Source organism: Paraburkholderia sp. GAS33 (assembly GCF_050436645.1).
Lineage (GTDB): Bacteria > Pseudomonadota > Gammaproteobacteria > Burkholderiales > Burkholderiaceae > Paraburkholderia > Paraburkholderia phenazinium_B.
Genome location: NZ_JBNDMP010000011.1, coordinates 167,059 through 190,805, shown reverse-complemented (window position 1 = coordinate 190,805; position 23,747 = coordinate 167,059). Strand labels below are relative to the sequence as shown.

The following is a 23,747-nucleotide window of genomic DNA, read 5'->3' as shown; positions in this document are numbered from 1 at the left end:
CCTCTCCCGATCTGCATCTCTCCGATTTAATGACTTCAAAATGCCAGGCTGTCTTTCTCCACACCGGTTACCGAACGGCCGGAACGTGGCTGTGGTCGTGTTTTCGTAAGCTCGACAACGTCACGGCCTACTACGAACCGCTGCACGAGATGCTGGCGAGCATCGATCAGGAGAAACTGGCGACCAGTACCGCAGATAGCTGGCGTTCCGGACACCCCGCACTTGAAGCCCCTTATTTCGCGGAGTATGCGCACCTGCTGGAACCGGGCCTGAAGGGTATCCCCGGGTACGAGTCGGCTTTTTCGGTCGATCGCTTCGACCGCCAGGTCCCGGAGGGCGCCGGGCGCATCGAAGCATACGTGCGCGGATTGATGCGCGCAGCGCACGAACAGGGCCGCGTGCCCGTGCTGAAGTTCTGTCGCTCGCTCGGCCGGCTGGAATGGTTTCGCACCACGTTTCCGGACGCCGTGCACATCGTGGTCGAGAAGAATCCGATTTCGCAATGGCAGTCCTGCTGGCACCTGTTTGCCGCGTACCGCAATCCGCACTTTGTGGCCGTGCCGTTTGCCGTGCTGGCGTTGAACCGGGATGTGCCGGTTGTCCAGCAGACCATGAGCGCGCTGGGTGTCGAGTTGCCTCCGCAGCCAGACGGTGCGGTTGCGCAGACGATGGAGTCGTACCTCACGCTATTTAAGGACCATGTGGTGGCGATTACGCCGCTGCAGGCTTACCGCGCCTTTCTCGCGCACTGGCTGCTGACGCTAAGAGACACGGCGAAGTACGCCAATGCGATTTTCGATTGCGATCTGGCGGCACATTCCCCCGCGTATCTGGAGGGAGCGGAGCGTTGGATCGGCGAGCTCACGGGCATTCATCCATCGCTGCGAAGCGCGCGCAGGGAGGAGGCAAGCGAACGCGGCAACGGCTTCGATGCGGTCGAAGGTTTGCAGGTTCACCTCGAAGCGCTCCAGGTCGCGAGAGCGCTCGCCGCGAGCGGCGGCGCCGAGGCGGATACGCTGACGTTCTGGACCAGCAAGCTGGCGCAGGCCACCCAGACGATGGCATTCGGTGCGGCCGCGAACTGGCCGCAGCCGCAGGTGGGGGCAGGTCACGCGACCCGCGTGGTGGATGTGGCGCTGATCGACGGTGCGGGCATCGACGACGTGCTGCTGGGCGAACTGGCCTCGACCCGGGCCGCGTTGGCGGAAGTTAAAAGCGAGCTCACGCGCGTGCAGAATGCCCCGTTGTGGCGGCTGATAAGATATGTGCGAAAGCTGCGGGCGCCGAAAATGTTTTGCCGCGCTCGCCGTGGTGCGAGGCGTCATGTGGGCGCCTCGCCGCCCACATCCGCCCGTCACTCGTCAAAAAGAGCGCAATGATAGAACGTCACATGGTGTCGACCGCATTCGAGATTCCCGGTTACCGGGTTGAACAGTCACTGGGTATCGCGCGCGGCATCATTGTCCGTTCGCGTTCCGTGGTGGGTTCGATCGGCGCCTCGCTGCAGACCATCTTCGGCGGCAATATCTCGCTCTATACCGCTCTGTGCGAACGCGCGCGGCAGGACGCCTATGAGCGGATGGTCGCGGAGGCCGCGCAATTCGGCGGCAACGGCATCGTCGGGATGCGCTACGACGCGACCGAGATCGCCTCCGGCGTGACGGAAGTTCTCTGCTACGGGACCGCCGTGTACGCAAGGCCGGCCGGCTAATCTGGCGCAGCGGGCCTTGCCTGCGGTTGCACGGCTTTCACCTATTTCGCAATCCGTAGTATCTCCGAAGCGAGCTTGGAGAAGCACGGCGTCATATCCGATGGCGTCAGCGCGCTGCAGTACACGCCTACCGGCTGCTTCGGGTTGTAACAACGCGACAGAGAGTCGGTCGTGTTGGCCATGCACTTCAACACATTCTGGCCGATTTCGTTATTCGCACCTTCGGGTTGCAGAAGCTCCGAGCCGCGGCCAATCGCGTAGACGTAGGTACCTTCGTTGCGGGCGACATTGGCCATTCCTTCGGCAATATTGCGTGCTGCATTGTTCACGTTCGCGTAGTTCACCGTACTGGTCACGACGCGCGGCGTATTGGTGATCACCGGAATGGTCTGGTTGTCGAGCCAGGGCGTGTTATGCGCGTTGAACCATGTGGGCATCTGCGTGATGACCTTCGACGCGTTGTTGTTGTAGCAGGGCGAGGAGAGTTGCTGGCTCTGTACGTTGTCAGCGTAAAGCGCGGCCGGCGTGCTCGGCGTATCGCCGCTGATCACGGTCCCCGCAATCGAGTTGCAGGCCTTGTTGCTGGTCGGAAAGATCGACGCGAAGCTGTTGGGTGCGCCGTCCGAGAAGAACACGATGACCCGCAGGCTCGACGGCTCGGTGATCACGGTGTTCAACTGGTTGAGCGCGTTCCAGTAGGCCTCTTCCGAATTGGTGCTGCCAGCGAAATTGAACGCGTTGATGCTCTTGGTCATCGCCGCCATGTCGAAGCCGCGGGCGTTGCCGTTAAACGGCTGGTCGACCACCGTGCCGTAGGCGAAGTGAATCAGCGAAACGCGGTCGGTAAGCGGGTCGAATTGCTGCAGGAAGGTGATCGCCGCGGAACGGACTGCGGGCGGCACGGCCGAGTCGGTCGCCATCGAGCCCGTGGTGTCGATGATCAGCACGAGGTCCAGATCCTTTCTCACGGTCTGGGATGAGCTCGCAACATTCAGCAGATTGAAGCCGAACAGGTGCATGAAGCTGACGGGGTAGCTCGCCTGCGCTGATGTGTCGATCGTAATCGTGCCTTGGTTGAAGACCACCGACGGCGAATTCATCGACGCCGTTGTGCCGAGGTAGCCCGCCGGGTAGTTGGCCGCAAAGAACGTGTTGGCGGCTGCGATCGCATTGGCCGCTTGCGTGGCCTGATTGCTGCCGGTCGTGACAGCTTCGCCCGCGGCGATGGCCGCGGCATCGGTCGCGGCGTCGAGCTTGGCCTTGACCATGTAGCCCATGCCCGCATCGACGGCGAGGCCCAGGACACCAATCAGCAGTACGATGGAAGCGGCGACGATGATACTTACCGCGCCGCGCTGTTTATGTTTGCTGTTACGTCTGCTGGATCTGCGTCCAGAGTAGCCGGTTGTTTTCATCATGCCCCCGCAGGCCGGTCAGAACACATTCATCGAATACAGATTGGGATTGAGTACTGGGGTCGACACGCCGAAACCGAAGTTCGCCGCGCCGAACACGTACTGCATCTGGTAATAGCTTTCCACCACATAGACGATCTGGCCGGCCATCAACTGTCCCGTCAGCGCATTCGCAGTGGGTGCGGCAAGCCCCGTGCCGATCCCGCTGCAACTGCCGTCGCTGCCCCAGTTGCCCGAGCTGCAGTTCCATACCGCGCTGGTCGGCGCGTAGCTGCTCTGCTTGCCGTTGGGCTGCCACTCGTACTGCGCAAGCACGATGTTGCGAATCGTGCAGTTGTTGCCTTGTGCGTTGCAGTTCTCGTTGTCGCCCATCACCTCGGTGATGTAGATCATGCCATGGTCGACCATGTCGAGCGGCGGCGTGGTCGCCGCGAGATCGTTCATGATGGTTTCCATTGGGAACGTCAACGAGGCCCGCAAGGCGAGGTTGGCGCCCTCGCGGCTCAGGTTCACGAGAATCATGTTCGCCTGAATGTTGCGCGCCAGATCGTAGGTCGGCACGGCAAGCAGCAACAGCAGGGGTAGCAGCACGACAAATTCGATCGCGGCGATGCCGCCCATCGCGCGTCTGCTTTTGCCTCGACGGTAGTGACGGGTGACTTTCATTAGAACCCCTCGTTACGCATGGTGGCTGCGACGCTGAAGGTGTATGCGCCGCCGTTGAAGAACGGCGCAATCAGCGGGGTGAGGAGGGACCACGTGCAGTTCAGTTGCAGCACGACCAGATCGCCTGGGCCTCCAAACATATTTGCGCCATACGCGACGGGAGTGCCGTTGACCGTCACCGAGATCACCGGATTGACGAGCGTGTACAAGCCCATCGAGGAGTCTTCGATGTCCTGGATCACCGCGAGATAGCGTTGCTGGTTGGTGCTGTCCGGATCGAGGTTGTCCTGGCCCGTGACCGCGTAGCGGGCGCCTTCGTGCACGGCGTATTGCATGGTCAGGTTGACCCAGAACATCAGGCCCAGGTCGATGATCATGCAGAGTACAAACAGCAGCAGTGGCGCGATGATCGCGAATTCCACTACGGTCGAGCCGGATTGGTCTTTGCGTGAGCGTCTGCTGATTCTTCGTTTTGATGTGTGCATGTTGTGTTCCCCCGCTGCGGCATTTTTTTTATCGTGTTTTTTGACACTGGCTTCCGCTGATTTCTGCCAGTGCGTTTATCCCCCAATTCCGGCGACCGTCGGCAACATCACGCGATAGATCTGAATCACAGCCGGTCCAAGCAACACGATCAGAAGCGCCGGGAAAATGAAGAACATCAGCGGAAACAGCAGCTTCAAGGCAACCTTGGCGGCGCGTTCTTCGGCCAGGTGACGGCGTTTGGTGCGCAGCATGTCGGTATGTACGCGCAGTGCGGCTCCTACACTCGTGCCGAAGCGCTCCGCCTGGATCAGCATCGCGACCAGCGTTTCCACATCGTCCACGCCCGTACGCATGGCCAGATTGCGCAGAGCTTTCGAGCGGCTCGAGCCGGCACGCAACTCCAGCAGCACGAGCGAGAATTCATCGCTCAACACCTGGCTCTTCACATGAATCTCGTCGGCAACGCGCAATATCGCGGCGTCGACCCCGAGGCCCGCCTCAACGCAGACGGTCATCAGATCGAGCGCATCCGGCAGGCTCTCGAAGATGTCCTGTTGCCGCCGGTCGATCCGGCGCGTCAACACGGCATTCGGCACGTAGTAGCCGAGCGTCGCCAACAGCATCAGCAATGCGGCGACCAGCGCTAGGCTGTGCGGCACGTTGCTCGGCAAACTGCCCAGCATGAGCAGGGCGATCAGTGGCAAGCCGAGCGCCAGCACCGTTTTCGCGGCGAAATAGATCGCTGGCGCCGAGGCGCCGCGCCAGCCGGCGTTCATGAAGCGGGTGCGCAACGCCGACTTGTCCCAGCCCTCGGTGGGTAGCGAGAGCTTCGCTACGTGGGCCGAGGCTTTGGCGATCGTCTCCATCCATTGCGGGCGACCGTCCCCCATTGCACTTCCCGCACTTCCGGCGTTCGTGGCGCTCACACCTCGCCCGACGACCCCTGGTGCGATTGCGTCGAGGCGTCGCTGCAAGACGTTAGGCCGCGTGATGAGCATGACGCCCAGCGCCGCGCCAAAGACGATGATGAAGGTCGCGCCCAATAACACGATCTGCATGGTGTTCATGATTTCCTCGCAAACTTGCCGCTCATTGCTACGGGTGCTCAGACGTGGATCCGGATGATCTTGCGCATCCAGACAATGCCCAGCAACATGCTGATCAGCGATCCACCGATCATCTTTTCGCCTGCCGAATCGTTGAACAGCCCCATAAAAAAGCCTGGATTGATCAACATGATCACGCCGGCCAGCGCAAACGGCAGTACGCCGAGAATCCATGCGGACAGACGCCCTTCAGCAGACAGCACTCTCACCTTGCTGAGCAGCTTGAGCCGCTCGCGAATGATCTGGCTGATGTTGTCGAGGATTTCGGACAGGTTGCCCCCAGCCTCGCGCTGGATCAGCACCGCGATGACGAAGTAGCGCAGATCCATGACCGGCACGCGCGCGACCATGTTCTTCAGCGCGTCGTTCATCGACACGCCGTAGCTGATCTCATCGAAGGTTGTCTGAAACTCGCCGCCCAGCGGGTTGGCCAGTTCTTCTGCCACCATGCCAAGTGAACTCGGAAACGAGTGGCCGGCACGCAACGCTCGGGCGATCAGGTCTGCGGCTTCGGGCAATTGCTGCTCGAGTATCGCGATGCGCTTCGAGCGACTGCGGGAGACGAGTCCAAGCGGCAGCAGCGCAAAAGCTGCTGCGAGAGCGAGCGTAGGCAGGATCGGCAGGCCGGCAAATAGCCCAATGACCGCCACTATGCCCGGTAGCGCCAGCGTATACGTCAGAAACCGCGCCACCGACCAGTCGCGGCCGGATTGCATGAGCAACCGGTCCAACGAATGGATGCGCGGAATCGTCAGCAGCCATCGCGTCAGCGACGGCGAATCGCTCAGCATCCGCGCCTTCAGGATCGACATTTGTCCGGTGCCGATCTGACCGCCTGCTGACATCGCGCGAATACGCTGGTCGAGCCGCTTGACGCCCGCGCCGTGATGGCTGTTCCACCACACATAGGCCGCCTCGATCACCAGCACGACGGCCAGGAACAGCAATACGGCAAAGCCCAGAAATAACCGGTTCATGACGCACCCCTGGAGATCGGTTCAGACTTCGTAGCGCTTCTGCGGATCGTAGATATGGTCTGGCACGCTCACGCCAAAGGCCTGCAGACGCTCGGTGAATTGCGGCCGCACCCCGGTCGCGCAGAAATAGCCTTTCACGCGTCCCTCGCTATCGAGGCCCGTGCGCTTGAAAGTGAAAATCTCCTGCATGTTGATCATGTCGCCTTCCATGCCGGTGATCTCCTGAATGCTCATCAGCTTGCGGCGGCCGTCGGTGAGACGCGAGGCCTGGACGATCACCGTGATCGCCGAGGCGACCTGCTGGCGCATCGCTTTGGCCGGTAGCGCGAGGCCCGCCATGCTGACCATGTTTTCGAGCCTGACCAGCGCATCGCGCGGCGTGTTCGCGTGGATCGTCGCCATCGAGCCTTCGTGACCGGTGTTCATCGCGTGCAACATGTCGAGCGCCTCGCCGCCGCGTACTTCGCCGAGGATGATGCGGTCTGGGCGCATCCGCAGCGCGTTCTTCACGAGCGAACGCTGGCTGATCTCGCCTTTGCCTTCGATGTTCGGTGGCCGCGTTTCGAGGCGAAGTACATGCTCCTGGCGCAGTTGCAATTCGGCCGCGTCTTCGATCGTGACGATCCGTTCGTCCGATGGAATGAAGCCCGACAACAGATTCAGCATGGTCGTCTTGCCGCTACCGGTGCCACCCGAGATCAACACGTTGATCTTTGCTTTGATGAGCGCTTCGAGCAGTTGCACCATCGGCGTAGTGAAACTCTGGTATTCGATCAGGTCCGACACTTTCAGCGGGTTGACCGCGAAACGCCGGATCGAGAGCAGCGGGCCGTCAATTGCCGAAGGCGGAATGATCGCGTTGATACGCGAGCCGTCGGCCAGCCGGGCATCGACCATCGGCGTGGACTCGTCGATGCGGCGCCCGACCCGCGAGACAATCTTCTCGATCACCTTCATCAGGTGCGCGTTGTCGTAAAACTGCACGTCGGTGGCCTCGAGCTTGCCGCGCCGCTCCACGTAGACGTGATGCGCGGTGTTGACGAGGATGTCCGAGATAGTGTGATCCTTCAGAAGCGGCTCCAGGGGGCCGAGCCCCAGCATCTCGTCCTTGACATCCTGTACTAGCGCGCGCCGCTCGACATCATTCATCAGGATGTTGCGCTCTTCCATGAGCTTGCCGACCAGTTGCGTCAACTCGCGTCCAACCTGCTCCTGGGACAAGTGCTGCAGCTTGTCGAGTTCGACGCGCTCGATGATTGCCTCGTGGATCTCCATCTTGAGTTGCTGATAGGCGCGGCGTGCTAGGGCACCGTTCGGAGCCGGATCGGCCGTGCCGTTCGCCGGACGTACCGCAGGGCGTTCGACGGCGACGACAGCCTCCGCCATGACGAGGCTGGGCTCGATCTGTGCCTCGGCGGCTTGCTTGAAAAGGTGTTCGCGCAGTGACATGGCGGTACTCCGGTTCTTGTCTCAGGTTGTTGCTCGAGCCGTCTTGACTGACTCCGCGCGGCTTCAGGCCGGACTCGGCTGAACCCGCGCCTTGGAGCGGAACAGCTTGGTAAGCCTGGTGGTACCCGACGCCCTGGGCGCGGGCGCGAGGCTCTCGGCGAGTTCGGAGAGACTCTTCGAAATGGGGCTGTTCTTGTGCTGCTTGATGACCGGAACGCCCTGATTCACCGAATCGAGAACCGCGCGGACATCGTTTGGCAGTACTTTTGAAATCTTTGCACCGATCACGTCCTCCATGGTCTTCAGGGCGATCTGGCCGCGCTTGTCGTGCTGGTTGACGAGGACCCGCACGCGCTCGCCCGGATAACCGAGCGACTGGAACAGCTGCAAGAGTCGCTGGCCAGCGCCAATGTGCGGCACGCTCGAATGCAGTACCGGGAAGATCACGTCGCTGTGGTCGAGCGCGAAGATTGACACCGGGTTCACGCTCTGACCGACATCGAATATCACGAAGTCGTACTGATGGCGGATCAACGCTACGATCCGTTCAAGATGGGGCACCTTGATATCGACGGCCTTCACCGGGTCGCCGGCGCCGGCAAGCACATCGAAGTTGGGGTACGCATGAGTCAGGCAGGCATCGAAAAACGAGGCATCCAGACGGTCGATCTGCGCGCACACGTCTGCGATTGTCGCTGGAGGAGTCTTGTCGCAGACCAGATGGGCCGCACCCCCGAATTGCTGGTTCAGATCGACCAGCAGTACGCGCTTGTCACGCAGCGACGCAATGGCATAGCCGAGGTTGGCGGCAAGGAAGGTGGTGCCGCTACCGCCCTTGCACGAGACGAACGACAGCACCTGGCCATCGCGATGGTCCGCCTCGGCGCGGCGTCCGGCGACGCGCTTGAGGTCGGCCACGAAGCTGTCACGCTCGATCGGCCACAGCGCGACGTTGCGCACCCCGGCGCGCATCGCCTGAATCAGCAACTCGTGTGACGGCGACGGCGTGATCAGCGTGCAGACCAGTTCGCGACGGCGACCCGATAGCTTTTCGAGCGCGCTGATATCGTCCCCGGTAAGATGGTAGCCGTCGAAGATCAACAGGTCGGTGACTTGCAGCGCATCCTTGTCGGTGCACACTTGCTGCAGGCCGTTCGCGAGCGTGCGAAGCTGATGCCCGATGCCGCTCGCGGCAATGATTGCGGTGATCTGCTGGGTACGCCCCGGGTCCGATGAGACTAACAGGATATTGATCATTTCTTGTGCTCCACTTCACTTGTTTGCGGCCTGCCTGTCGTACGACACCGCAGCGATGATTACGGCGATCCCGTGCTCGAACCCGAAGAGCCGAGGCCGACGCCATACGGCGAGCTCACGAATGCCGGTTGAGAGAACGACTTGTCGTAGCGGAACATCGTGGCTGCCGCGGCGCCGCCGTCGATTCCAGTGACCGGATCGGCATTGGTGCCAGCTTGCGGATTCAGCACCTGCGAGGCGCTGATCTGTTGGACGCTCTCGCCGAAGTGCGCGTCCCACTGTGGCGTCGAGGTCAGGCAACCGGCGAGCGACAGGCTGATGCCTGCACAGACGACAGCGCGAATCAATGGTTTGAGCGTTTTCATGTTCGGCCCCAGTTGAAGGTGAAGTTCGTAAGCGCTGCTGGCGGGCTTAAGGCGCTTTCGCGGTGTTGACCGGCAGCATGACGCCGTGATCGGGCACACCATCCGGAAGAGCCGTCGCGACTGGAGTCGTTACAGCGACCGGGGTTGTCACAGCGGGCGAGGCGGTGGGAACAGCGGGAGCAACCGGAACAGCCACGTTCGCATTTCCGGCAGCCGGGCTGGTTGGCGGCAGTGCGGATTGAGGCGCGCCTGCAGCAGGCGGCGGTGTGTGTGGTGCCTTGCCTTCCATGTTGCCCATCAGCAGCACACCTGCCTCGTTGACGTCGCCGAAGCGATCGGTCGGCAGCGTGTAGTTGGCCGGTAGCGGCTTGACGAGACGCGGCGTCACGACAAACACCAGTTCCGTGCGGTCCTGTTGGAAGTTTGTGCTGCGAAACAGTGCACCGAGAACTGGCACTTCGCCGGCACCCGGCAGCGCGTTGATCGTGCCCGTAACGTTGTTTTTGATCAGGCCGCCAATCGCGAAGCTCTGACCGTCCATCACCTGAAGGGTGGTCGAAGCGCGGCGTGTCGTGATCAGCGGCAGCACCGAGGTGGTGTTGCCGGTCGACGAGGTGACCGTGGCGCCGGTCGGCGACAGGTCCGACACTTCGGGTGCGACCGTCAGGTTGATGCGGCCGCCCTCAAGCACGGTCGGTGTGAAGGTCAGGCCGATACCGAAGTCTTCTTCCTGCAACGTGATTGTCGTCGTGCCGTTGGCCGTCTGCGCAACCGGGATGAACACCTTGCCGCCAGCGAGGAAGCTTGCCTGCTGGCCGCTGATAGCCATCAGGTTCGGCTCCGCAAGCACCTTGACCAGTTGATCGCTTTTTTGTGCGTCTATCGCCAGGCCGAACGGCAGCTTGTTCGACTTGACCGCTGCGGCCTTACCCGCACCACCGCTCAGGAAGTTGGCGAGCAGGCCGAAGGACCAGCTGCCGAAGCCTCCATTCAGACTTGCCTCTGCGCCGAGTTCGTCGATGAGGGTCTTTGAGACTTCCGCGACCTTCACTTCCAGCATGACCTGCTGCGGCGCGGCTACCGTCAGCATGTTGATGATGCGAAGGTTCTTGTCGGCAGGCTGCGCCTGGCCGCCCCCGCTTCCCGCGGCTGCCGCGCCCGCGCCGGAAGCGCCGCCGGCCGGGACTTGCGCGACAGCCTTGGTGGCGCGCTGCAAGAAGGCGTTGGCCAGTTCGACGACACGCTGTACCTTGACGGCATCCGCCACAGTGCCGCTCAGCACCAGGCTATCGGCGGCGGCACTGATGCGCACGTCGTGTTCTTCCGGCATCAAGGCCGCGAGTGTCGCCTGCAGGCCGCCGGGGTCGACGCCGACCACCACGTCGATCACGCTGCATGAGCCGCTGCGGCCCTGGATGATCATATTGGTTGCGCCGACGTCGGTGCCAAGCAGGTACAGGGTCTGCGGCGACACCAGCATGGCCTGGACGATATCCGGGTTGCCGACAGTACGGGTGCGCACGGCTTCGGGCAACGCGACCATCGTCGACTTGCCGACCGCTACGTTGACGGTGCTGTGCTCGCGGACGTCGCCCGTGCAGCTCGGCCCCTTCGACTGACCAGCCTCGGCGGCTGTCGCGGCGGCGCGGCTCACACCTATGGTCAGACTCACGCCGTTGGACGCTACCGTGAGCGGCCTGGCGGTGTCGGCGCCGCTCGATTGCGCATCGACTTGCGTAGTGCACAGCGCGAGGCACGCCAGTGCGACCAGCGTGATCCGCCCGATCTGCTCGATTTTCCGCTTCGACTCGCTATGCGGACGGCGTTGCGTGCCGCTGTCATGAAGGTGGTTCATTTGCATTCCCCCGGATGAAGCTGTGAGCCGCCACCAGCCTGTCGTCAGCCTGATTGGTCAGTCCCGTTGAATTCTTGTTTTACTGCACCTGCTTCTCGCTGTCTGTTGCTCGCCAGCCGGTCTCGCGGCGAGGTCAAATCAGAAGCATTCCTGACCGTTTTGCGTACCTGTAATCACCCGGATGCAGTTTCCGGGATGCGCCGCCACCCGCTGCACGACCCGCACGGTCTTGACCTCGGGCTTCGGCGCGGGCACGGCGACCGGCTCCTTTAACAGCGAAACTTTGGTTGCGCCGCCGGTGGTGTCGTCAGCGGTATCCACCTGGTTGCGTAGCACCAGCGAGAGCGTGCCGACACTTCGGGCAAGGTCGATCTTTTCCGCCTGTTCTGGCGATACCTCGAGCGTCACCGCATTGACGACGCGCGGCTTGGTATCGTCGCGGCTCACCTCCTGGGCGACTGCCAGTACGAGAATCTTCTCGAGCACGATCTTCGAGATGTTGCGGTCGTGCGCATCACCGGTCGCAGCAGTGCTGTCTTTCTGCGTATTGACGATGATGTCGACGTAGTTGCCCGGCAGAGCAAAGCCCGCCACACCGATCACGTCATTCACCCGCACGGTGATGGCCCGCTTGCCTTCGCCGATCACCGCCGAGAGGCCGCCCAGCGTGCCGACCGGCGCGAGCTTGGCTTCGAGCAGCGGTTCGCCACGTTGTGCGCTTGTCTTCAGTACACGGCCGTCGAGCTTTTGCGGGTCGGTGAAGGCGCCTGCCGGAATGCTGCCGGCGGGCCAGTCGACCAGCTTGACGAATTCGGGCGTGAGGCGTTGTCCGAGGTTGATGTCCGTTGCCGCGACGACAACCTTCGTCGAAGGGGTCGCCTGGGTTTGCATCCAGCGCGACGCGAACAGGACGGCGGCCAGTGCAGCGATGGTCGCCACAGTCAGCATTGCCAGCGCTCTCATATTTTTCATGTCGTACTCCTTAACGGATTGACTCGCCAGGCTCGCGCCTGCGCCCCCGGAAATCCGATCTGTTAATGCAGCAATACCATTACAGCCATGGTTCCAAGCGCGATGGCCACACCGTATGGAAGCCGTCCGAGCGAGGTCGTCTGTGTCTTGTGTTGCTCAAAACTGGTACACATCAGGAACATGCTGTTGCCCGCGTGACGCAACTGACGGCGTTGGACCACGAGAATCAGCGCCCACAAGCCGCCCACAAAAAAGGTCAAGAGCGCAATCAGCAGCACAGCCGAAGGCCCGACGAAGGCACCGATCACCCCCATCAGCTTCGCATCGCCCGCGCCGAATGCTCGCAGCACGTAGAACGGGAGCATTACTGCAATGCCGGCGGTAAGTCCCTGCAGTCCCAGCCACAGTCCCGCGGTTTCGCCATGCGCGGTCCACTGAACCGGCACTGCCACGATCAAACCGAGCAGGACCAGCACGTTGGGAATGCGGCGCGACCGCAGATCGAAGGCGGCGGCAGAGATCACCAGTGCAAAGACACACAGCCCGGTCGGAAACGCGAAAGTGTCCATGAGGAAACCTGTTTTATTTCTGTGTTCTAAAACCTTGTGGTCCGCGTCGCCAGCGCCCGTGTGGGCGGCTGGCTCTGCCCCATCCGCAGCTCCGGGCGTTTGGTCGTCGGCGCCGGCGTTGGTTGCCAGCGCATCGACCGGGGCGCCCGGAAGATGCGTGTGCTTACTTGGCTGCGCCGCCGGTGGTGTTGTTCGAAGCGGTCTGCAGCTGATTCCCGACGTTGGTGAACAGTGCGCTGAGACTCGTCCCTGCCAGCGTCGCGCCAGCGATAATCATCACCGCGATCAACCCAGCCAGCAGGCCGTATTCAATCGCAGCAACACCTTCTTCTTCACGGACAAAGCGCTTTACTTCGTTGATGATCGTGTTCATGGTCAGTCCTCGTTGTGTTAAGAATTTAAAAGCTCATGAGAAGAAAGCACCCGCTGCGGGTCGGGCACCGAAACATCTGCCGCTTTGGGCGGCTCGGGCAAGGTCCGACTCGGGTGGCGCTGACCGGTTGAGCGATGCGAAGCGTTTATTAAGGAGTGCTTCGCGGGTATCACCGGCTGAACCATCCAAACCGTCCCTGCCTCGTTCCAGGCGCTGGACATGCCGATCAACTGGCTCTCCAGCCCGGCCTCCAGGATTCGCCTCGCCGTATCCGGCATACCGCGCCCCGAAGTCCGTTGTTGCCGCTTGACTGTTTCCCCCGGCAGCAGTCAAACGACACCTGAATCTGCATCTACTGCATTGCTGCCTGGTGCAGGACATTTAGCGACGATCGTGCCAGGGACCTCAAAAGCCTTGTGGGTGCTGGGTCTGGCGACCGTCGGCCGAAATCAGACATGGCACTCGAAAAGGTGTTAGTAAAAGTTGTTTCAGAATGTTTCTGAGATCAAAGCGCGAAGTTCGCGTGTTGCGAGGTGTTCTGTGCGAAAGCGCACATAGCGTTCTACGCGGTATGCGGACTATGCGGAATGGCTAGAAGTGGCTTGCAGACTGGATCTGCGGCCATATCCGGGGTGGTCGCACCGGGTGTGCTCGGGAAGAAAGGTGTTATAGCGCACAGAGACGGAAATGTCTCAATCACGAGACGGGCATCGGGTTATGTAACAGGCCGCTGGCGCGGATTACCTGCCAAGCAAAGGTTTGCCTGGTACGGTAAAGGGGGATGGGTTTTTGCGGATATCGGTCAGAAATGCCCGTCGATATTGAAGGCAGGTCAAAAATGCCGTGCGAAATCCGGGAGAAAACGGGGCGTCGTCGTGTTTCTCAAAGTTGAAACGAGTCGCGGATTGAGTGTCTCAAGAATCGTCGTTTGGACGCAAAGATGAATGCGCGCGGCGTGTGTGCAAAGTACCGCGGACCGATGGTTGCAGACAAAACCCGGTATCCCGCATCGCTCCGCCGCAATGACATTACCGCTCGCCCGCCACGAGACTTATCGATAGACTTGTTGGCTGACGTTATACAGAGCAAAGCGTGCGCGCATCATTGTGCGAGCACGCAACATCAGGAGATTGAAAATGCGAACCAGTGCCCGAAACCAGTTTGAAGGCGAAGTGGTGGAACTCAAGCACGGCGCCGTGAACGACGAGGTCACGCTACGCACGCAGGACGGCCTCGAGATCGTCGCGGTCATCACGCATGGCAGTGCAACATCGCTTGGTCTCGCCCAGGGTAAGCCGGCAATCGCGCTGGTGAAGGCTTCATCGATCATCGTGATGGTGGACGTCAAGAGTAGCCAGGTGTCGGCGCGTAACTGCATTGCCGGGACGGTGTCTGCTGTCACCAAAGGCGCGGTTAATTCCGAAGTCGAGATTGCTGCACCGAACGGCGCGCAGATCGCTGCGATCATCACCAATGAAAGCGTCGACCGGTTGGGTCTCGCAACGGGTAAATCCGCCACGGCCATTTTCAAGGCGTCGAGCGTGATCGTAGGCGTCGAGCAATAACGAGGTGTTGGGCGGTGGGGCTGCTCGCTGTCACAGCCGGCAGCCCCATCCCCTGTCTGATACACCGCCTGAGCGCCGTCACTTGATAGGAAAGCTGCGCACATAACTGGTCCCGCCGGATGACGGCCCGCGGTCGACCGCATACAGGACATGATGCGCGGCATCGATCGCGACGCCTCGGGCATCCTGGAAGTCGTTGGCGATCACGCTGACCGTGCCGTCCGGGGCGATCGCGCAGAGGCCGTTCTTGTTGCATTTCGTATAGAGCCGACCCTTGCTATCCACGGTCATCAGATCGGGGCTATCTACGCGTGCAAACACGGTAGGCGTCACCGGCGCCGGAGAGCTCAGAAGCGCACCCAGGTTCGCCTTCACGATATTGCCGTTGGCCTGATCGGAGACAAACACGTTCCCCCCTGATACGGCAATCCCAACCGGTTTGCCGAGCCCTGTGAGCAGATCGCGTTCGGTTGCGGCGTGCGTCGCCTCGTCATAGGTCACCAGACTCAGGGCACCTTGCGGCGGGTTGCTGCCGGTCTTGATGAACCAGGTAGACAGGAGCTGGCCAGGCGCAAGCTCAACCAGTCCCAACCTGCGCCGGGCCGGATTGGGTCCGCTTAGCGCCACGGTTGTGCCATTGCCGCTGACTTCGAATATCGCGCTCGCGGTACCAAACCCGAACCGTTCGGCGAGCAGGGCGCCCGACTGCGCGAAGGTGATCTGGCTGAGGCTTTTACCCTGGGCCACTCCAACCGGAATCTCTGCATATGGCGTGAATGCCCCTCCGTGCGAGGACAACACGCTGCTGGTGCGGTCATCGGTGATAAAGAGCGCGCCATCGGCTGGCCGCACGGCAATCCCGTTTGGCAACGCATCGACGGCGGTTTTCTGCGCCTGGACAACGGTTCGAGGGGTACTGCAACCGGCCAGCGCTGCGACAAAGCTAAACGTTGCGATGACCGCTGCGGTTTTACGCAGCCTGACAGGCGATGCAAGCATGTTTTCTCCAGAGGGCTTCAGCCTGATTAGACGGGAGACGCACAACTCGCGTTACACAAGGGCGCCGGGTTCAAGCTAAGGTACCAGCGACCGCCGACTGACGCACGATCACTCGACACTCGTCAGCAGTTCGATACTGTCGAGCTGCGCCGCGCAGGTGTCGCGCACTATCGACACGAAATCCTCGAAGTAAGGACGGCCCGCTGTCCCCTTCGGCGCGATGGCGTAAAGCTCGCTCCATAGCCCGCTCGTGCCGACGCGTTTCGCCAGCACATAGTCGTGGTCGACGTAATTCTTCAAGCCCCAGTTCGGCAACGCTGCGATACCCCGGCGGCTCGCCACCAGTTGCATGATCGCAATGGTCAACTCGGCGGTACGGCGTTCGAGCCGGATGCCGGCCGGCTCCAGCACCTCGCGGATCAGGTCGATGCGCGCTTCGGGAACCGGGTAAGTGATGAGGGTTTCGCCGCGCAGATCTTCAGCGGTCAGACGCCGCTTGCTGCGCAGACGGTGTTCATTGGCAATCACCACCTGGATTTCAAACCTGAACAGCGGTGCGATATCCAGATTGCGCCGGGTGGCCGGTTTTGATCCGATCACCACATCGGCTTTGCCCTCGCTCAGGAGCCGCATTGGATCTGCGTGAAATCCCGCCACAAGGTCAACCTCGACCTCCGGCCAGCGGCGCCGGAACTCATCCATCACCGGCATCAGCCAGTCGAAGCACGTGTGGCATTCCAGCACGATGCGAAGCTCGCCGCGCACTTCGTCCTTCAGGCGAACCAGATCCCGTTCAGCGGCCGCTACTCCCGCCACCGTTTCGCGAGCGAGAGCCAGCAGCCGTTCGCCTGCCACCGTAAAGCGCAGACCTTGCCGGGTCCGCTCGAATAGCGATACCTCGTAGTGGGCTTCCATGTCGCGGATCTGGTGGGATAGGGCGGACTGACTGAGATTCACGCGCTCGGCGGCAGCGACGAGCTTGCCCGAATCGGCAATCGCGATCAGCGAGCGAAGATGACGCAGTTCAAGCATGCTGCCGCCCGCGGTGGCCGTAAGCCAGGGTGTAGTTGATATGAATGTGGCTCATACGATAATGAAAAGATGTCGCTTGATGAATCATAGCGTGCCTCTCAAACTGTGCGCCATTCAGTCAAGGATCGGCAATGGCTCGCACCCACATACATAGTTTTCCGCGCATCGGCGCGCATCGCGAACTCAAGTTCGCCCAGGAATCGTTCTGGCGTGGGGAGTCTGACGACGCGTACCTGCGCGGCGTCGCGCGGGAATTGCGCGCGCGTCACTGGGAGCAGCAACGCGCGGCAAAGCTGGACTTCGTGACGGTCGGCGATTTCGCGTACTACGACCCCATGCTGAATCTGACCGCACTGTTGGGCGCGCTGCCCGAGCGCTTCGAATTCGAGCCGGCGGCGTTGTCGTTGGCTCAGTACTACGAACTGGCGCGCGGTAACAAGGCGCAGCCGGCCATGGAAATGACCAAGTGGTTCGACACCAACTACCACTACCTCGTGCCGGAGCTGGGACCGCATACGACCTTTAACGGCGGCGTGAACTGGTTCTTCGAAGAGATCGATGAAGCGCTTGCGCTCGATCTTCCGGTCAAACCGGTGTTGATTGGGCCGATCACGTATCTGTGGCTGTCCAAGAGCCAGACGCCGGGTTTCGACCGCTTGTCGCTGCTGCCGAAGCTCGTGATCCGCTACTTACGCATTCTTGATGAGTTGAAGCGGCGTGGTGTCGAGTGGGTGCAGATCGACGAACCCGCGCTGTGTCTCGACCTCGACGCTGAGTGGCTCGAAGCGTTTTCAGCCGTGTATGACGTGCTGGGCGCCGCAGGCGTGAAGGTATTGCTGGCCACCTATTTTGACACCGCCGCCGATCACGCCGCGCTCGTCGCGAAGCTCCCGGTCCACGGCGTGCATATCGATCTGGTCAGGGCTCCGCAGCAACTCGACACGTGGCGCACGGTGCTGCCGAAGGACAAGGTGCTGTCGGTCGGTGTGATCGACGGACGCAATGTCTGGCGCGCTGCTTTGCGCGAAATCGTCGGATCGTTGCAGCAGTTGCATGACGAACGCGGCGACACGCTCTGGATTGCGCCGTCGTGTTCGCTGCAGCACGTCCCCGTTTCGCTCGCAGTGGAGAAGCGGCTCGATCCCGAGGTGAAGACATGGTTAGCCTTTGCGACGGAAAAGCTCGCGGAAATCGGCACGCTTGCGCTGGCGTTACGTGATGAGGCCGCGGCCGAGCCTTCGCTTGCCGCCGCGGACAAGGCTCTCGCTGCGCGGCGCGCGTCGAAGGCGGTCACGAACGTGCTGGTGCAAAGAAAGATTGCGGCCGTGACAGAGGCGATGGCGAGCCGCAAGAGCCCGTTCGAAGCCCGCAGCCGCGTGCAGCGGCACGCCCTGAAGCTGCCGCTCCTGCCCACTACAACGATTGGTTCGTTCCCGCAGACGCCCGCGATCCGCCAGGCCCGCGCGGCTTATAAGCGGGGCGAATTGCGCGCGCTCGACTACCTCGAACGCATGCGCGCCGAAACGGCCACGGTGATGCGCAAGCAGGAGGAGCTCGGACTCGATGTGCTGGTGCACGGTGAGGTAGAACGTAACGACCTGGTCGAGTTCTTCGCTGAGAAACTGTGGGGCTATGCGATCACCGAAAACGGCTGGGTGCAGAACTATGGTTCGCAGTGCGTGAAGCCGCCCATCATCTTCGGCGACGTATTTCGTCCCGAACCGATGATGGTGGATACCGCCTGCCACGCACAGTCCCTGACGGACCGTCTGGTGAAGGGCGTGCTCACAGGACCGGTGACGATGCTCGAATGGTCTTTCGTGCGCGACGACCAGCCGCGCTCGACAACTGCCTTGCAACTGGCATTGGTGATTCGCGACGAAGTGAACGACCTGGAACAGGCTGGCATCCGCATCATTCAGATCGACGAACCGGCGTTCCGCGAAGGCCTGCCGCTACGCAAGGCGGATTGGACCGCCTATCGGGAATGGGCGACGCAGGCGTTCAGGATCGCCTCGAGCGGGGTCTCGGATGCCACGCAGATTCACACGCATATGTGCTATTCGGAGTTTAACGACATCCTGCCGTCGATTGCGGCGCTGGACGCGGACGTCATCACGATTGAAACCTCGCGTTCCTCGATGGAGCTGCTCGACGGCTTCGGCGAATTTGCCTATCCGAATGGAATTGGGCCAGGAGTCTATGACACGCATTCGCCGCGTGTGCCGAACGTGGACACGATGGAGCGCTTGCTCGAGCGCGCCTGCGAGGTGATTCCCGCCGGGCGTTTGTGGGTGAATCCGGACTGCGGTCTGAAGACGCGTGGCTGGCCGGAAACGGAGGCGGCCCTTAGAAACATGATCGCGGCAGCGCGATCCATGCGGAAGAAGCTCGAAGAAACGGCGAAGGGGGAGAAGCGGGAAAGCGCGAGCGAAGCAGCAGCCTGAGGGCGCTGGCTGCAGGCTTGCTGCACGCGTGATGGCGTTTCCGCCATCACGCGATACTCACGTCAAACTCAAATCCCCCAGCTCAGACCTCAGCGACGCGGCGACGGCGCAGGAAGTCGGAGATTGAGCTGACCACGTCCGGCTTACCCTTGTTACCGTCGATATACGGGCTCCACGGCTGCGCGCGCACAGTCGTCTTGGTGCGCCAGACTACGTTGAACTGACCATCGGCGCGCACTTCGCCGATCATCACCGGCTTGTGCAGGTGGTGGTTGCCGTCCATCTCGAGCGTGAAGCCCGACGGCGCCGCAAACTTCTGGCCGATCATCGCCACGCGCACCTTGTCGACATCGGTGCTCTTGGCCTTTTCGGCCGCCTGCTTCCACATATGGATACCGACGAAGGTCGCTTCCATCGGGTCGTTCGTGACGCGCTTGTCGCCGCCCGGCAGGTTGTTGTCCTTGACCCATTTGGCGAACATCGCCTTGAACTTGGTGTTCTCCGGATTACGCAGCGACATGAAGTAATTCCACGCAGCGAGATTGCCCACCAGCGGCTTCGTATCGATACCGCGCAGTTCTTCTTCGCCCACCGAGAACGCCACTACCGGCACGTCCGTCGCTTTCAGGCCCTGGTTGCCCAGTTCCTTGTAGAACGGCACATTCGAGTCGCCGTTGACGGTCGAGATCACCGCGGTCTTGCCGCCCTGCGAGAAAGTCTTGATGTTGGCGACGATGGTCTGATAGTCGCTGTGACCGAACGGCGTGTAGACCTCCTGAATATCCGCTTCCTGAACGCCCTTCGATTTCAGGAACGCGCGCAGGATCTTGTTGGTCGTACGCGGGTACACATAGTCCGTGCCGAGCAGGAAGAAGCGCTTGGCGCCACCGCCTTCTGCACTCATCAGATACTCGGTAGCGGGAATCGCCTGCTGGTTCGGCGCGGCGCCCGTGTAGAACACGTTGCGCGACATTTCTTCGCCTTCATACTGCACGGGGTAGAACAGCAGGCCGTTGAGTTCCTCGAACACCGGCAGCACCGACTTGCGCGACACCGAAGTCCAGCAGCCGAACACCACAGCACACTTGTGCTGCGTGATCAGCTGGCGTGCCTTCTCGGCGAACAGCGGCCAGTTCGAAGCCGGGTCCACGACTACCGGCTCGAGCTGGCGGCCATTGACACCACCGCTTGCGTTGATCTGTGCGATCGTCATCAACGCGGTATCTTTCAGCGACGTTTCGGAGATCGCCATCGTGCCCGACAGTGAATGCAGAATGCCTACCTTGATCGGACCGGTGTCGCCTTGTGCGAACGCGGAAGGAATCCCGCCTGCGACCCCCGTCACACCCGCAACCCCTGCTGCCGATGCGACCTTCAGAAACTCACGCTTGTTCATTGATCGTCCTCTGCCATTTTGAAAGTTGGATATCGCCTTGAATACAAGGCGCAGTGCTTGAGCAACTTCCAAGCCAGGCGGGGGATGAGGAACGGGAGGCTTTGCCACGCTTGCGACGTCGAGAGACGCTGTGTGACAGCGGTGCGCACGACGCGCCACGCTGGTGCGTCGTGCACGTATCCAGGGATGGCGAAGGCGCTAGATCGCTTCGCGCGCACCGTAACGTTCGCGCGCGGTCTGCATCATATAGAGCGTGATGCGTTTGACCTCGGCCTGACTCTCCGCGATATGAGCACGGATCATCTGCTGGGCGTTCGACGCTTCGCCCGCAAAGATCGCCTTGAGAATCGCCGCGTGTTCCTTATAGGTTGCCGCCACGCGCGGTTTCTTGGTGAAGTCCAGCCGGCGGATGATGCGGATGCGTTCGGTGATGTCCTCATGCATCCGAGCCATTTCGTTGTTGCCCACGGCGGCGACGAGACGTCCATGGAAGGCTTCGTCCAGCGCGGCGACGGTGGCGGGATCGTCAAGCTGCTTCTTCACGGGGACGCACCAGATCTCGCGCAGGGCGTCGAGCCGTGAGGTGGCGTCCAGCTCCACGAGCTTCGCGATTGCGGAAGTTTCCATCATGACGCGCACTTCGTAGAGGTCTTCGAAATACTTGAAGTCGAACGCGCGGACCTGCCAGCCGCTCTTGAAGTTGACATCCACGTAGCCTTCGCGCTGCAGCCAGAACAGCGCCTGCCGGACCGGTGTGCGGCTGACCTGCATACGTGTTGCGATATCGCCTTCGCTGAACTTGTCGCCTGGCAGCAGGCGGAAGTCGAAGATATCGGCCTTCAGTTGCGTATAGATTTGCGCAGCAAGGTTGCTGGCGCTTTTCGCCGGCGCAGTCGGCGCGCTGTTGTCCACCATCAGTATTTCCAGGTGCGTGAGGGGATGCGGCTAGCTTGTTCCAACGGCAACGGAAGATCGCGAGCTTGGATCATGATACGCGGCTTGCGATGGAATGTTTGGACGATTCCGGCGCGCAATGAGAGAAGCTAACGCGCGAGCCAGGCAGCCCAGCCGCCGAATGCCGTGATGTCCTGCGCATCCTGCAGGGCGTAAGGCTCGCAGATGAAACCCTTCACCTGTCTGCCGTCCGCGAGCGTTACAGTGCCGATGCCAAGTGGCGCAGGGACGCCAGCGACGAAAGAACCAAATGCAGTCGCCGGCACGTCCCAGAGTTCCAGCTGAATCGGTGCGCCGCTTTCGGAACGCAGCAGCCCTGGTTTCGGCGGAGTCGTGTTTGCGAGCGAGAAGAGACGATAGTTGCTCGCGGTCGTCGTGCTCTCCACGAAGCTTGCGCCGCGACTCGTCAGTTCATGGTTGAGCGGCATGCCGCGCAAATGGGCACCGACGACGGCGACGCGAATGGTGTCGCTCGCCGCGCTGCGTTTTGCCTCAGGCGCTGGTTGCGCGGCACCCGACTGCGCAGCCAGCGGCATTCCAGTCGCTCCACGCGGCAGCCCGGTGGCCCGATGCCATTGCGCCGCAAAGTCAGCCAGCGCGCGTTCCCGCCACGCCTCGCCAATGAAGGTAATCCCAAACGGCAGTCCGTCTTCGCGGAAGTTTGCCGGCGTGGCCACTGCGCTCCAGTCGAGCAGATTGACAAAGTTGGTGTACTTGCCGAGATTGCTGTTCAGACGCACCGGATCCGCCAGCAGTTCGGCGATCGTGTAGTGGGCCGGGGCAGTCGGCACGACGAGGGCGTCGAACTGCGCCAGCATCGAATCGGCGCGGCGTTTGAGATCGGCGAGACGGTAGATCGATTCGAAGGTATCGGTGGCGGAGAATTCCTTGGCCTTGAAGATGATGTCGCGCACAACCGGGTGAATGTCGGCTTCGTTCGAGCCAGCAAAGTCGCGAATCGCCGCATAGCGTTCCGCTACCCATGCGCCGTCATACAGCAGCGCAGTGACGTCGTCGAAGAGCGAAAAGTCGAGCGGCACGCAGATCGCGCCGCGCGCTTCAAGGTGCGCCACGGCGGCCTTGAAGGCTTGCGCGGACAGTTCATCGCCGAAGAATTCCGGCTGTGACGGGACCGCAAAACGCGGCGCGGCGGGAACGCGCCACTGAAGCGCGGAGGCGGGCGCTTCGCGGGACAGACCGTCGGCCAGATCGAGCGAGGCGGCCAGGTCGTACACGAGCGCGGCGTCGTCGAAAGTGGTCGCGAAGACCGACACGCAGTCGAGCGTGCGGCATGCCGGCACCACGCCTGTATTGCTGAACGCTCCACGAGTAGGTTTGATTCCGACGATATTGTTGAGGCCCGCAGGGACGCGTCCCGAGCCGGCCGTATCCGTGCCCAGCGAGAAAGGGACGATGCCGCGCGCAACCACCGAGGCTGACCCCGAACTCGAGCCACCCGAGATGTACTCGGAGTCGAAGCTGTTGGTCGGGATGCCGTAAGGGGAGCGCACGCCCACGAGGCCGGTCGCGAACTGATCGAGATTGGTTTTACCAATGACGATTGCGCCGGCATCGGTCAGCCGCTGCACGACCGTCGCGCTGCGCTCTGGCGTATAGGCGAAGGCGGGGCAGGCGGCTGTGGTCTCGAAGCCGGCGGCGTCGATATTGTCTTTCGCGGCGAATGGCACGCCATAGAGCGGCAGCTTCGTCAGATCGCCACCGACCGCGGTTAGCCTGGCCTCGAGGCCCGCGAGCTGCGCGTCGAGCACTGCTTGCGTCACGGTCGATATCCATGCGGGGTCATCTTCGGGCGTCAGTCCGCGGACCAGTTCGCCAAGCAACTGGGCGGGCGTCGCACCGTCCCGATACGCTTTCTGCCAATCCGAAATTGTCCATCCGCGCATCTCGTATTCCCTCTTGTGTACAAGTTCAGGGGAATTGTACTCAAGACTCATGCCAACCGCGCGGGGAGGCTGTCACGCCTTTTCAGGGCAGGGCGATACAGGCATGGACGCCACGCCTGAGCCGTTCTCCGATGCACCCGTCTGGCGCGAAACGCCCGATCGTTGGGCGTCAGAACCGCGCTGGTGCGATGTTGCAATGACGCGTCGATTGGCGGGAATTATTCCGGTCCCCGCTAGATTCGCAAGTAG

General features: G+C 61.7%; 21 protein-coding genes. 4 read left to right on the top strand and 17 right to left on the bottom strand.

The genetic code is table 11. The annotated features are described in order from the left end of the window. Nucleotides 1-29 precede the first annotated feature (29 nt). Nucleotides 30-1,379 carry a hypothetical protein gene (locus P3T24_RS29240; RefSeq protein WP_429440122.1) on the top strand — a complete coding sequence of 450 codons (1,350 nt, stop codon included), beginning with the start codon at nt 30-32 and terminating at the stop codon, nt 1,377-1,379. After that, on the top strand, nt 1,376-1,711 hold the full coding sequence (locus P3T24_RS29235) for a YbjQ family protein (protein ID WP_429286497.1): 336 nt from the start codon (nt 1,376-1,378) through the stop codon (nt 1,709-1,711). The genes P3T24_RS29240 and P3T24_RS29235 overlap by 4 nt, the downstream gene beginning before the upstream one ends. A 41-nt stretch (nt 1,712-1,752) precedes the next feature. On the opposite strand, the gene P3T24_RS29230 is transcribed toward P3T24_RS29235, so the two are convergent. The 12 genes from P3T24_RS29230 to P3T24_RS29175 all read right to left on the bottom strand — a co-directional run bounded on the left by P3T24_RS29230 (nt 1,753) and on the right by P3T24_RS29175 (nt 13,201). Beyond that, nucleotides 1,753-3,129: a VWA domain-containing protein gene (locus P3T24_RS29230; protein ID WP_429411235.1), complete on the bottom strand. Its 1,377-nt coding sequence runs from the start codon at nt 3,127-3,129 to the stop codon at nt 1,753-1,755. 15 nt (nt 3,130-3,144) lie between these two features. Further along, nucleotides 3,145-3,792 (bottom strand): TadE/TadG family type IV pilus assembly protein, encoded by a 648-nt coding sequence (locus P3T24_RS29225; RefSeq protein ID WP_429440119.1) that lies wholly within the window; start codon nt 3,790-3,792, stop codon nt 3,145-3,147. Then, nucleotides 3,792-4,277: a TadE/TadG family type IV pilus assembly protein gene (locus tag P3T24_RS29220; RefSeq protein WP_429440117.1), complete on the bottom strand. Its 486-nt coding sequence runs from the start codon at nt 4,275-4,277 to the stop codon at nt 3,792-3,794. The genes P3T24_RS29225 and P3T24_RS29220 overlap by 1 nt, the downstream gene beginning before the upstream one ends. A 75-nt stretch (nt 4,278-4,352) precedes the next feature. Further along, nucleotides 4,353-5,345 (bottom strand): type II secretion system F family protein, encoded by a 993-nt coding sequence (locus tag P3T24_RS29215; RefSeq protein ID WP_429411241.1) that lies wholly within the window; start codon nt 5,343-5,345, stop codon nt 4,353-4,355. A 38-nt stretch (nt 5,346-5,383) separates the two neighbouring features. Next, nucleotides 5,384-6,361: a type II secretion system F family protein gene (locus P3T24_RS29210; protein WP_429440114.1), complete on the bottom strand. Its 978-nt coding sequence runs from the start codon at nt 6,359-6,361 to the stop codon at nt 5,384-5,386. 21 nt (nt 6,362-6,382) lie between these two features. Continuing rightward, complete coding sequence (locus P3T24_RS29205) at nt 6,383-7,810, bottom strand: CpaF family protein (RefSeq protein WP_429411245.1); 1,428 nt, start codon at nt 7,808-7,810, stop codon at nt 6,383-6,385. A 63-nt stretch (nt 7,811-7,873) separates the two neighbouring features. Then, nucleotides 7,874-9,067 carry an AAA family ATPase gene (locus P3T24_RS29200; RefSeq protein ID WP_429440111.1) on the bottom strand — a complete coding sequence of 398 codons (1,194 nt, stop codon included), beginning with the start codon at nt 9,065-9,067 and terminating at the stop codon, nt 7,874-7,876. A 59-nt stretch (nt 9,068-9,126) separates the two neighbouring features. Next, nucleotides 9,127-9,432, bottom strand: a complete 306-nt coding sequence (locus P3T24_RS29195; protein ID WP_429411249.1) for a hypothetical protein — start codon at nt 9,430-9,432, stop codon at nt 9,127-9,129. A 46-nt stretch (nt 9,433-9,478) separates the two neighbouring features. After that, on the bottom strand, nt 9,479-11,287 hold the full coding sequence (locus P3T24_RS29190; RefSeq protein ID WP_429440109.1) for a type II and III secretion system protein family protein: 1,809 nt from the start codon (nt 11,285-11,287) through the stop codon (nt 9,479-9,481). Between the two features lie 138 nt (nt 11,288-11,425). Further along, nucleotides 11,426-12,259, bottom strand: a complete 834-nt coding sequence (gene cpaB / locus P3T24_RS29185) for a Flp pilus assembly protein CpaB (RefSeq protein WP_429411253.1) — start codon at nt 12,257-12,259, stop codon at nt 11,426-11,428. Nucleotides 12,260-12,321: 62 nt separating this feature from the next. Beyond that, nucleotides 12,322-12,828: an A24 family peptidase gene (locus P3T24_RS29180; RefSeq protein ID WP_429440106.1), complete on the bottom strand. Its 507-nt coding sequence runs from the start codon at nt 12,826-12,828 to the stop codon at nt 12,322-12,324. A 163-nt stretch (nt 12,829-12,991) separates the two neighbouring features. Further along, entirely contained in the window at nt 12,992-13,201 is a 210-nt protein-coding gene (locus P3T24_RS29175) for a Flp family type IVb pilin (RefSeq protein ID WP_429440103.1), read from the bottom strand. Between the two features lie 1,136 nt (nt 13,202-14,337). On the opposite strand from P3T24_RS29175, the gene P3T24_RS29170 reads away from it, so the two are divergent. Beyond that, entirely contained in the window at nt 14,338-14,766 is a 429-nt protein-coding gene (locus P3T24_RS29170; RefSeq protein ID WP_429440100.1) for a TOBE domain-containing protein, read from the top strand. Between the two features lie 78 nt (nt 14,767-14,844). Here the strand turns inward: P3T24_RS29170 and P3T24_RS29165 are convergent, their stop codons facing one another. Further along, nucleotides 14,845-15,765: a hypothetical protein gene (locus tag P3T24_RS29165; protein ID WP_429440097.1), complete on the bottom strand. Its 921-nt coding sequence runs from the start codon at nt 15,763-15,765 to the stop codon at nt 14,845-14,847. Nucleotides 15,766-15,873: 108 nt separating this feature from the next. Then, on the bottom strand, nt 15,874-16,797 hold the full coding sequence (locus P3T24_RS29160; protein ID WP_429440095.1) for a LysR family transcriptional regulator: 924 nt from the start codon (nt 16,795-16,797) through the stop codon (nt 15,874-15,876). A 131-nt stretch (nt 16,798-16,928) separates the two neighbouring features. Here P3T24_RS29160 and metE point away from each other — a divergent pair, with 131 nt between their 5' ends. After that, complete coding sequence (metE, locus tag P3T24_RS29155; protein WP_429440092.1) at nt 16,929-19,244, top strand: 5-methyltetrahydropteroyltriglutamate--homocysteine S-methyltransferase; 2,316 nt, start codon at nt 16,929-16,931, stop codon at nt 19,242-19,244. A gap of 82 nt (nt 19,245-19,326) precedes the next feature. On the opposite strand, the gene urtA is transcribed toward metE, so the two are convergent. The 3 genes from urtA to atzF all read right to left on the bottom strand — a co-directional run bounded on the left by urtA (nt 19,327) and on the right by atzF (nt 23,498). Continuing rightward, entirely contained in the window at nt 19,327-20,640 is a 1,314-nt protein-coding gene (gene urtA, locus P3T24_RS29150) for an urea ABC transporter substrate-binding protein (RefSeq protein WP_429440090.1), read from the bottom strand. 198 nt (nt 20,641-20,838) lie between these two features. After that, complete coding sequence (locus P3T24_RS29145; protein ID WP_429440087.1) at nt 20,839-21,555, bottom strand: GntR family transcriptional regulator; 717 nt, start codon at nt 21,553-21,555, stop codon at nt 20,839-20,841. Between the two features lie 128 nt (nt 21,556-21,683). After that, nucleotides 21,684-23,498, bottom strand: a complete 1,815-nt coding sequence (gene atzF / locus P3T24_RS29140; RefSeq protein ID WP_429440084.1) for an allophanate hydrolase — start codon at nt 23,496-23,498, stop codon at nt 21,684-21,686. Nucleotides 23,499-23,747: the final 249 nt, after the last annotated feature.

Bases quoted from the DNA above. Each gene is read 5' to 3' on its own strand.
- P3T24_RS29240 (WP_429440122.1), top strand. From the start codon at position 30: ATGACTTCAAAATGCCAGGCTGTCTTTCTCCACACCGGTTACCGAACG.
- P3T24_RS29235 (WP_429286497.1), top strand. From the start codon at position 1,376: ATGATAGAACGTCACATGGTGTCGACCGCATTCGAGATTCCCGGTTAC.
- P3T24_RS29230 (WP_429411235.1), bottom strand. From the start codon at position 3,129: ATGATGAAAACAACCGGCTACTCTGGACGCAGATCCAGCAGACGTAAC.
- P3T24_RS29225 (WP_429440119.1), bottom strand. From the start codon at position 3,792: ATGAAAGTCACCCGTCACTACCGTCGAGGCAAAAGCAGACGCGCGATG.
- P3T24_RS29220 (WP_429440117.1), bottom strand. From the start codon at position 4,277: ATGCACACATCAAAACGAAGAATCAGCAGACGCTCACGCAAAGACCAA.
- P3T24_RS29215 (WP_429411241.1), bottom strand. From the start codon at position 5,345: ATGAACACCATGCAGATCGTGTTATTGGGCGCGACCTTCATCATCGTC.
- P3T24_RS29210 (WP_429440114.1), bottom strand. From the start codon at position 6,361: ATGAACCGGTTATTTCTGGGCTTTGCCGTATTGCTGTTCCTGGCCGTC.
- P3T24_RS29205 (WP_429411245.1), bottom strand. From the start codon at position 7,810: ATGTCACTGCGCGAACACCTTTTCAAGCAAGCCGCCGAGGCACAGATC.
- P3T24_RS29200 (WP_429440111.1), bottom strand. From the start codon at position 9,067: ATGATCAATATCCTGTTAGTCTCATCGGACCCGGGGCGTACCCAGCAG.
- P3T24_RS29195 (WP_429411249.1), bottom strand. From the start codon at position 9,432: ATGAAAACGCTCAAACCATTGATTCGCGCTGTCGTCTGTGCAGGCATC.
- P3T24_RS29190 (WP_429440109.1), bottom strand. From the start codon at position 11,287: ATGAACCACCTTCATGACAGCGGCACGCAACGCCGTCCGCATAGCGAG.
- cpaB (WP_429411253.1), bottom strand. From the start codon at position 12,259: ATGAAAAATATGAGAGCGCTGGCAATGCTGACTGTGGCGACCATCGCT.
- P3T24_RS29180 (WP_429440106.1), bottom strand. From the start codon at position 12,828: ATGGACACTTTCGCGTTTCCGACCGGGCTGTGTGTCTTTGCACTGGTG.
- P3T24_RS29175 (WP_429440103.1), bottom strand. From the start codon at position 13,201: ATGAACACGATCATCAACGAAGTAAAGCGCTTTGTCCGTGAAGAAGAA.
- P3T24_RS29170 (WP_429440100.1), top strand. From the start codon at position 14,338: ATGCGAACCAGTGCCCGAAACCAGTTTGAAGGCGAAGTGGTGGAACTC.
- P3T24_RS29165 (WP_429440097.1), bottom strand. From the start codon at position 15,765: ATGCTTGCATCGCCTGTCAGGCTGCGTAAAACCGCAGCGGTCATCGCA.
- P3T24_RS29160 (WP_429440095.1), bottom strand. From the start codon at position 16,797: ATGCTTGAACTGCGTCATCTTCGCTCGCTGATCGCGATTGCCGATTCG.
- metE (WP_429440092.1), top strand. From the start codon at position 16,929: ATGGCTCGCACCCACATACATAGTTTTCCGCGCATCGGCGCGCATCGC.
- urtA (WP_429440090.1), bottom strand. From the start codon at position 20,640: ATGAACAAGCGTGAGTTTCTGAAGGTCGCATCGGCAGCAGGGGTTGCG.
- P3T24_RS29145 (WP_429440087.1), bottom strand. From the start codon at position 21,555: ATGGTGGACAACAGCGCGCCGACTGCGCCGGCGAAAAGCGCCAGCAAC.
- atzF (WP_429440084.1), bottom strand. From the start codon at position 23,498: ATGCGCGGATGGACAATTTCGGATTGGCAGAAAGCGTATCGGGACGGT.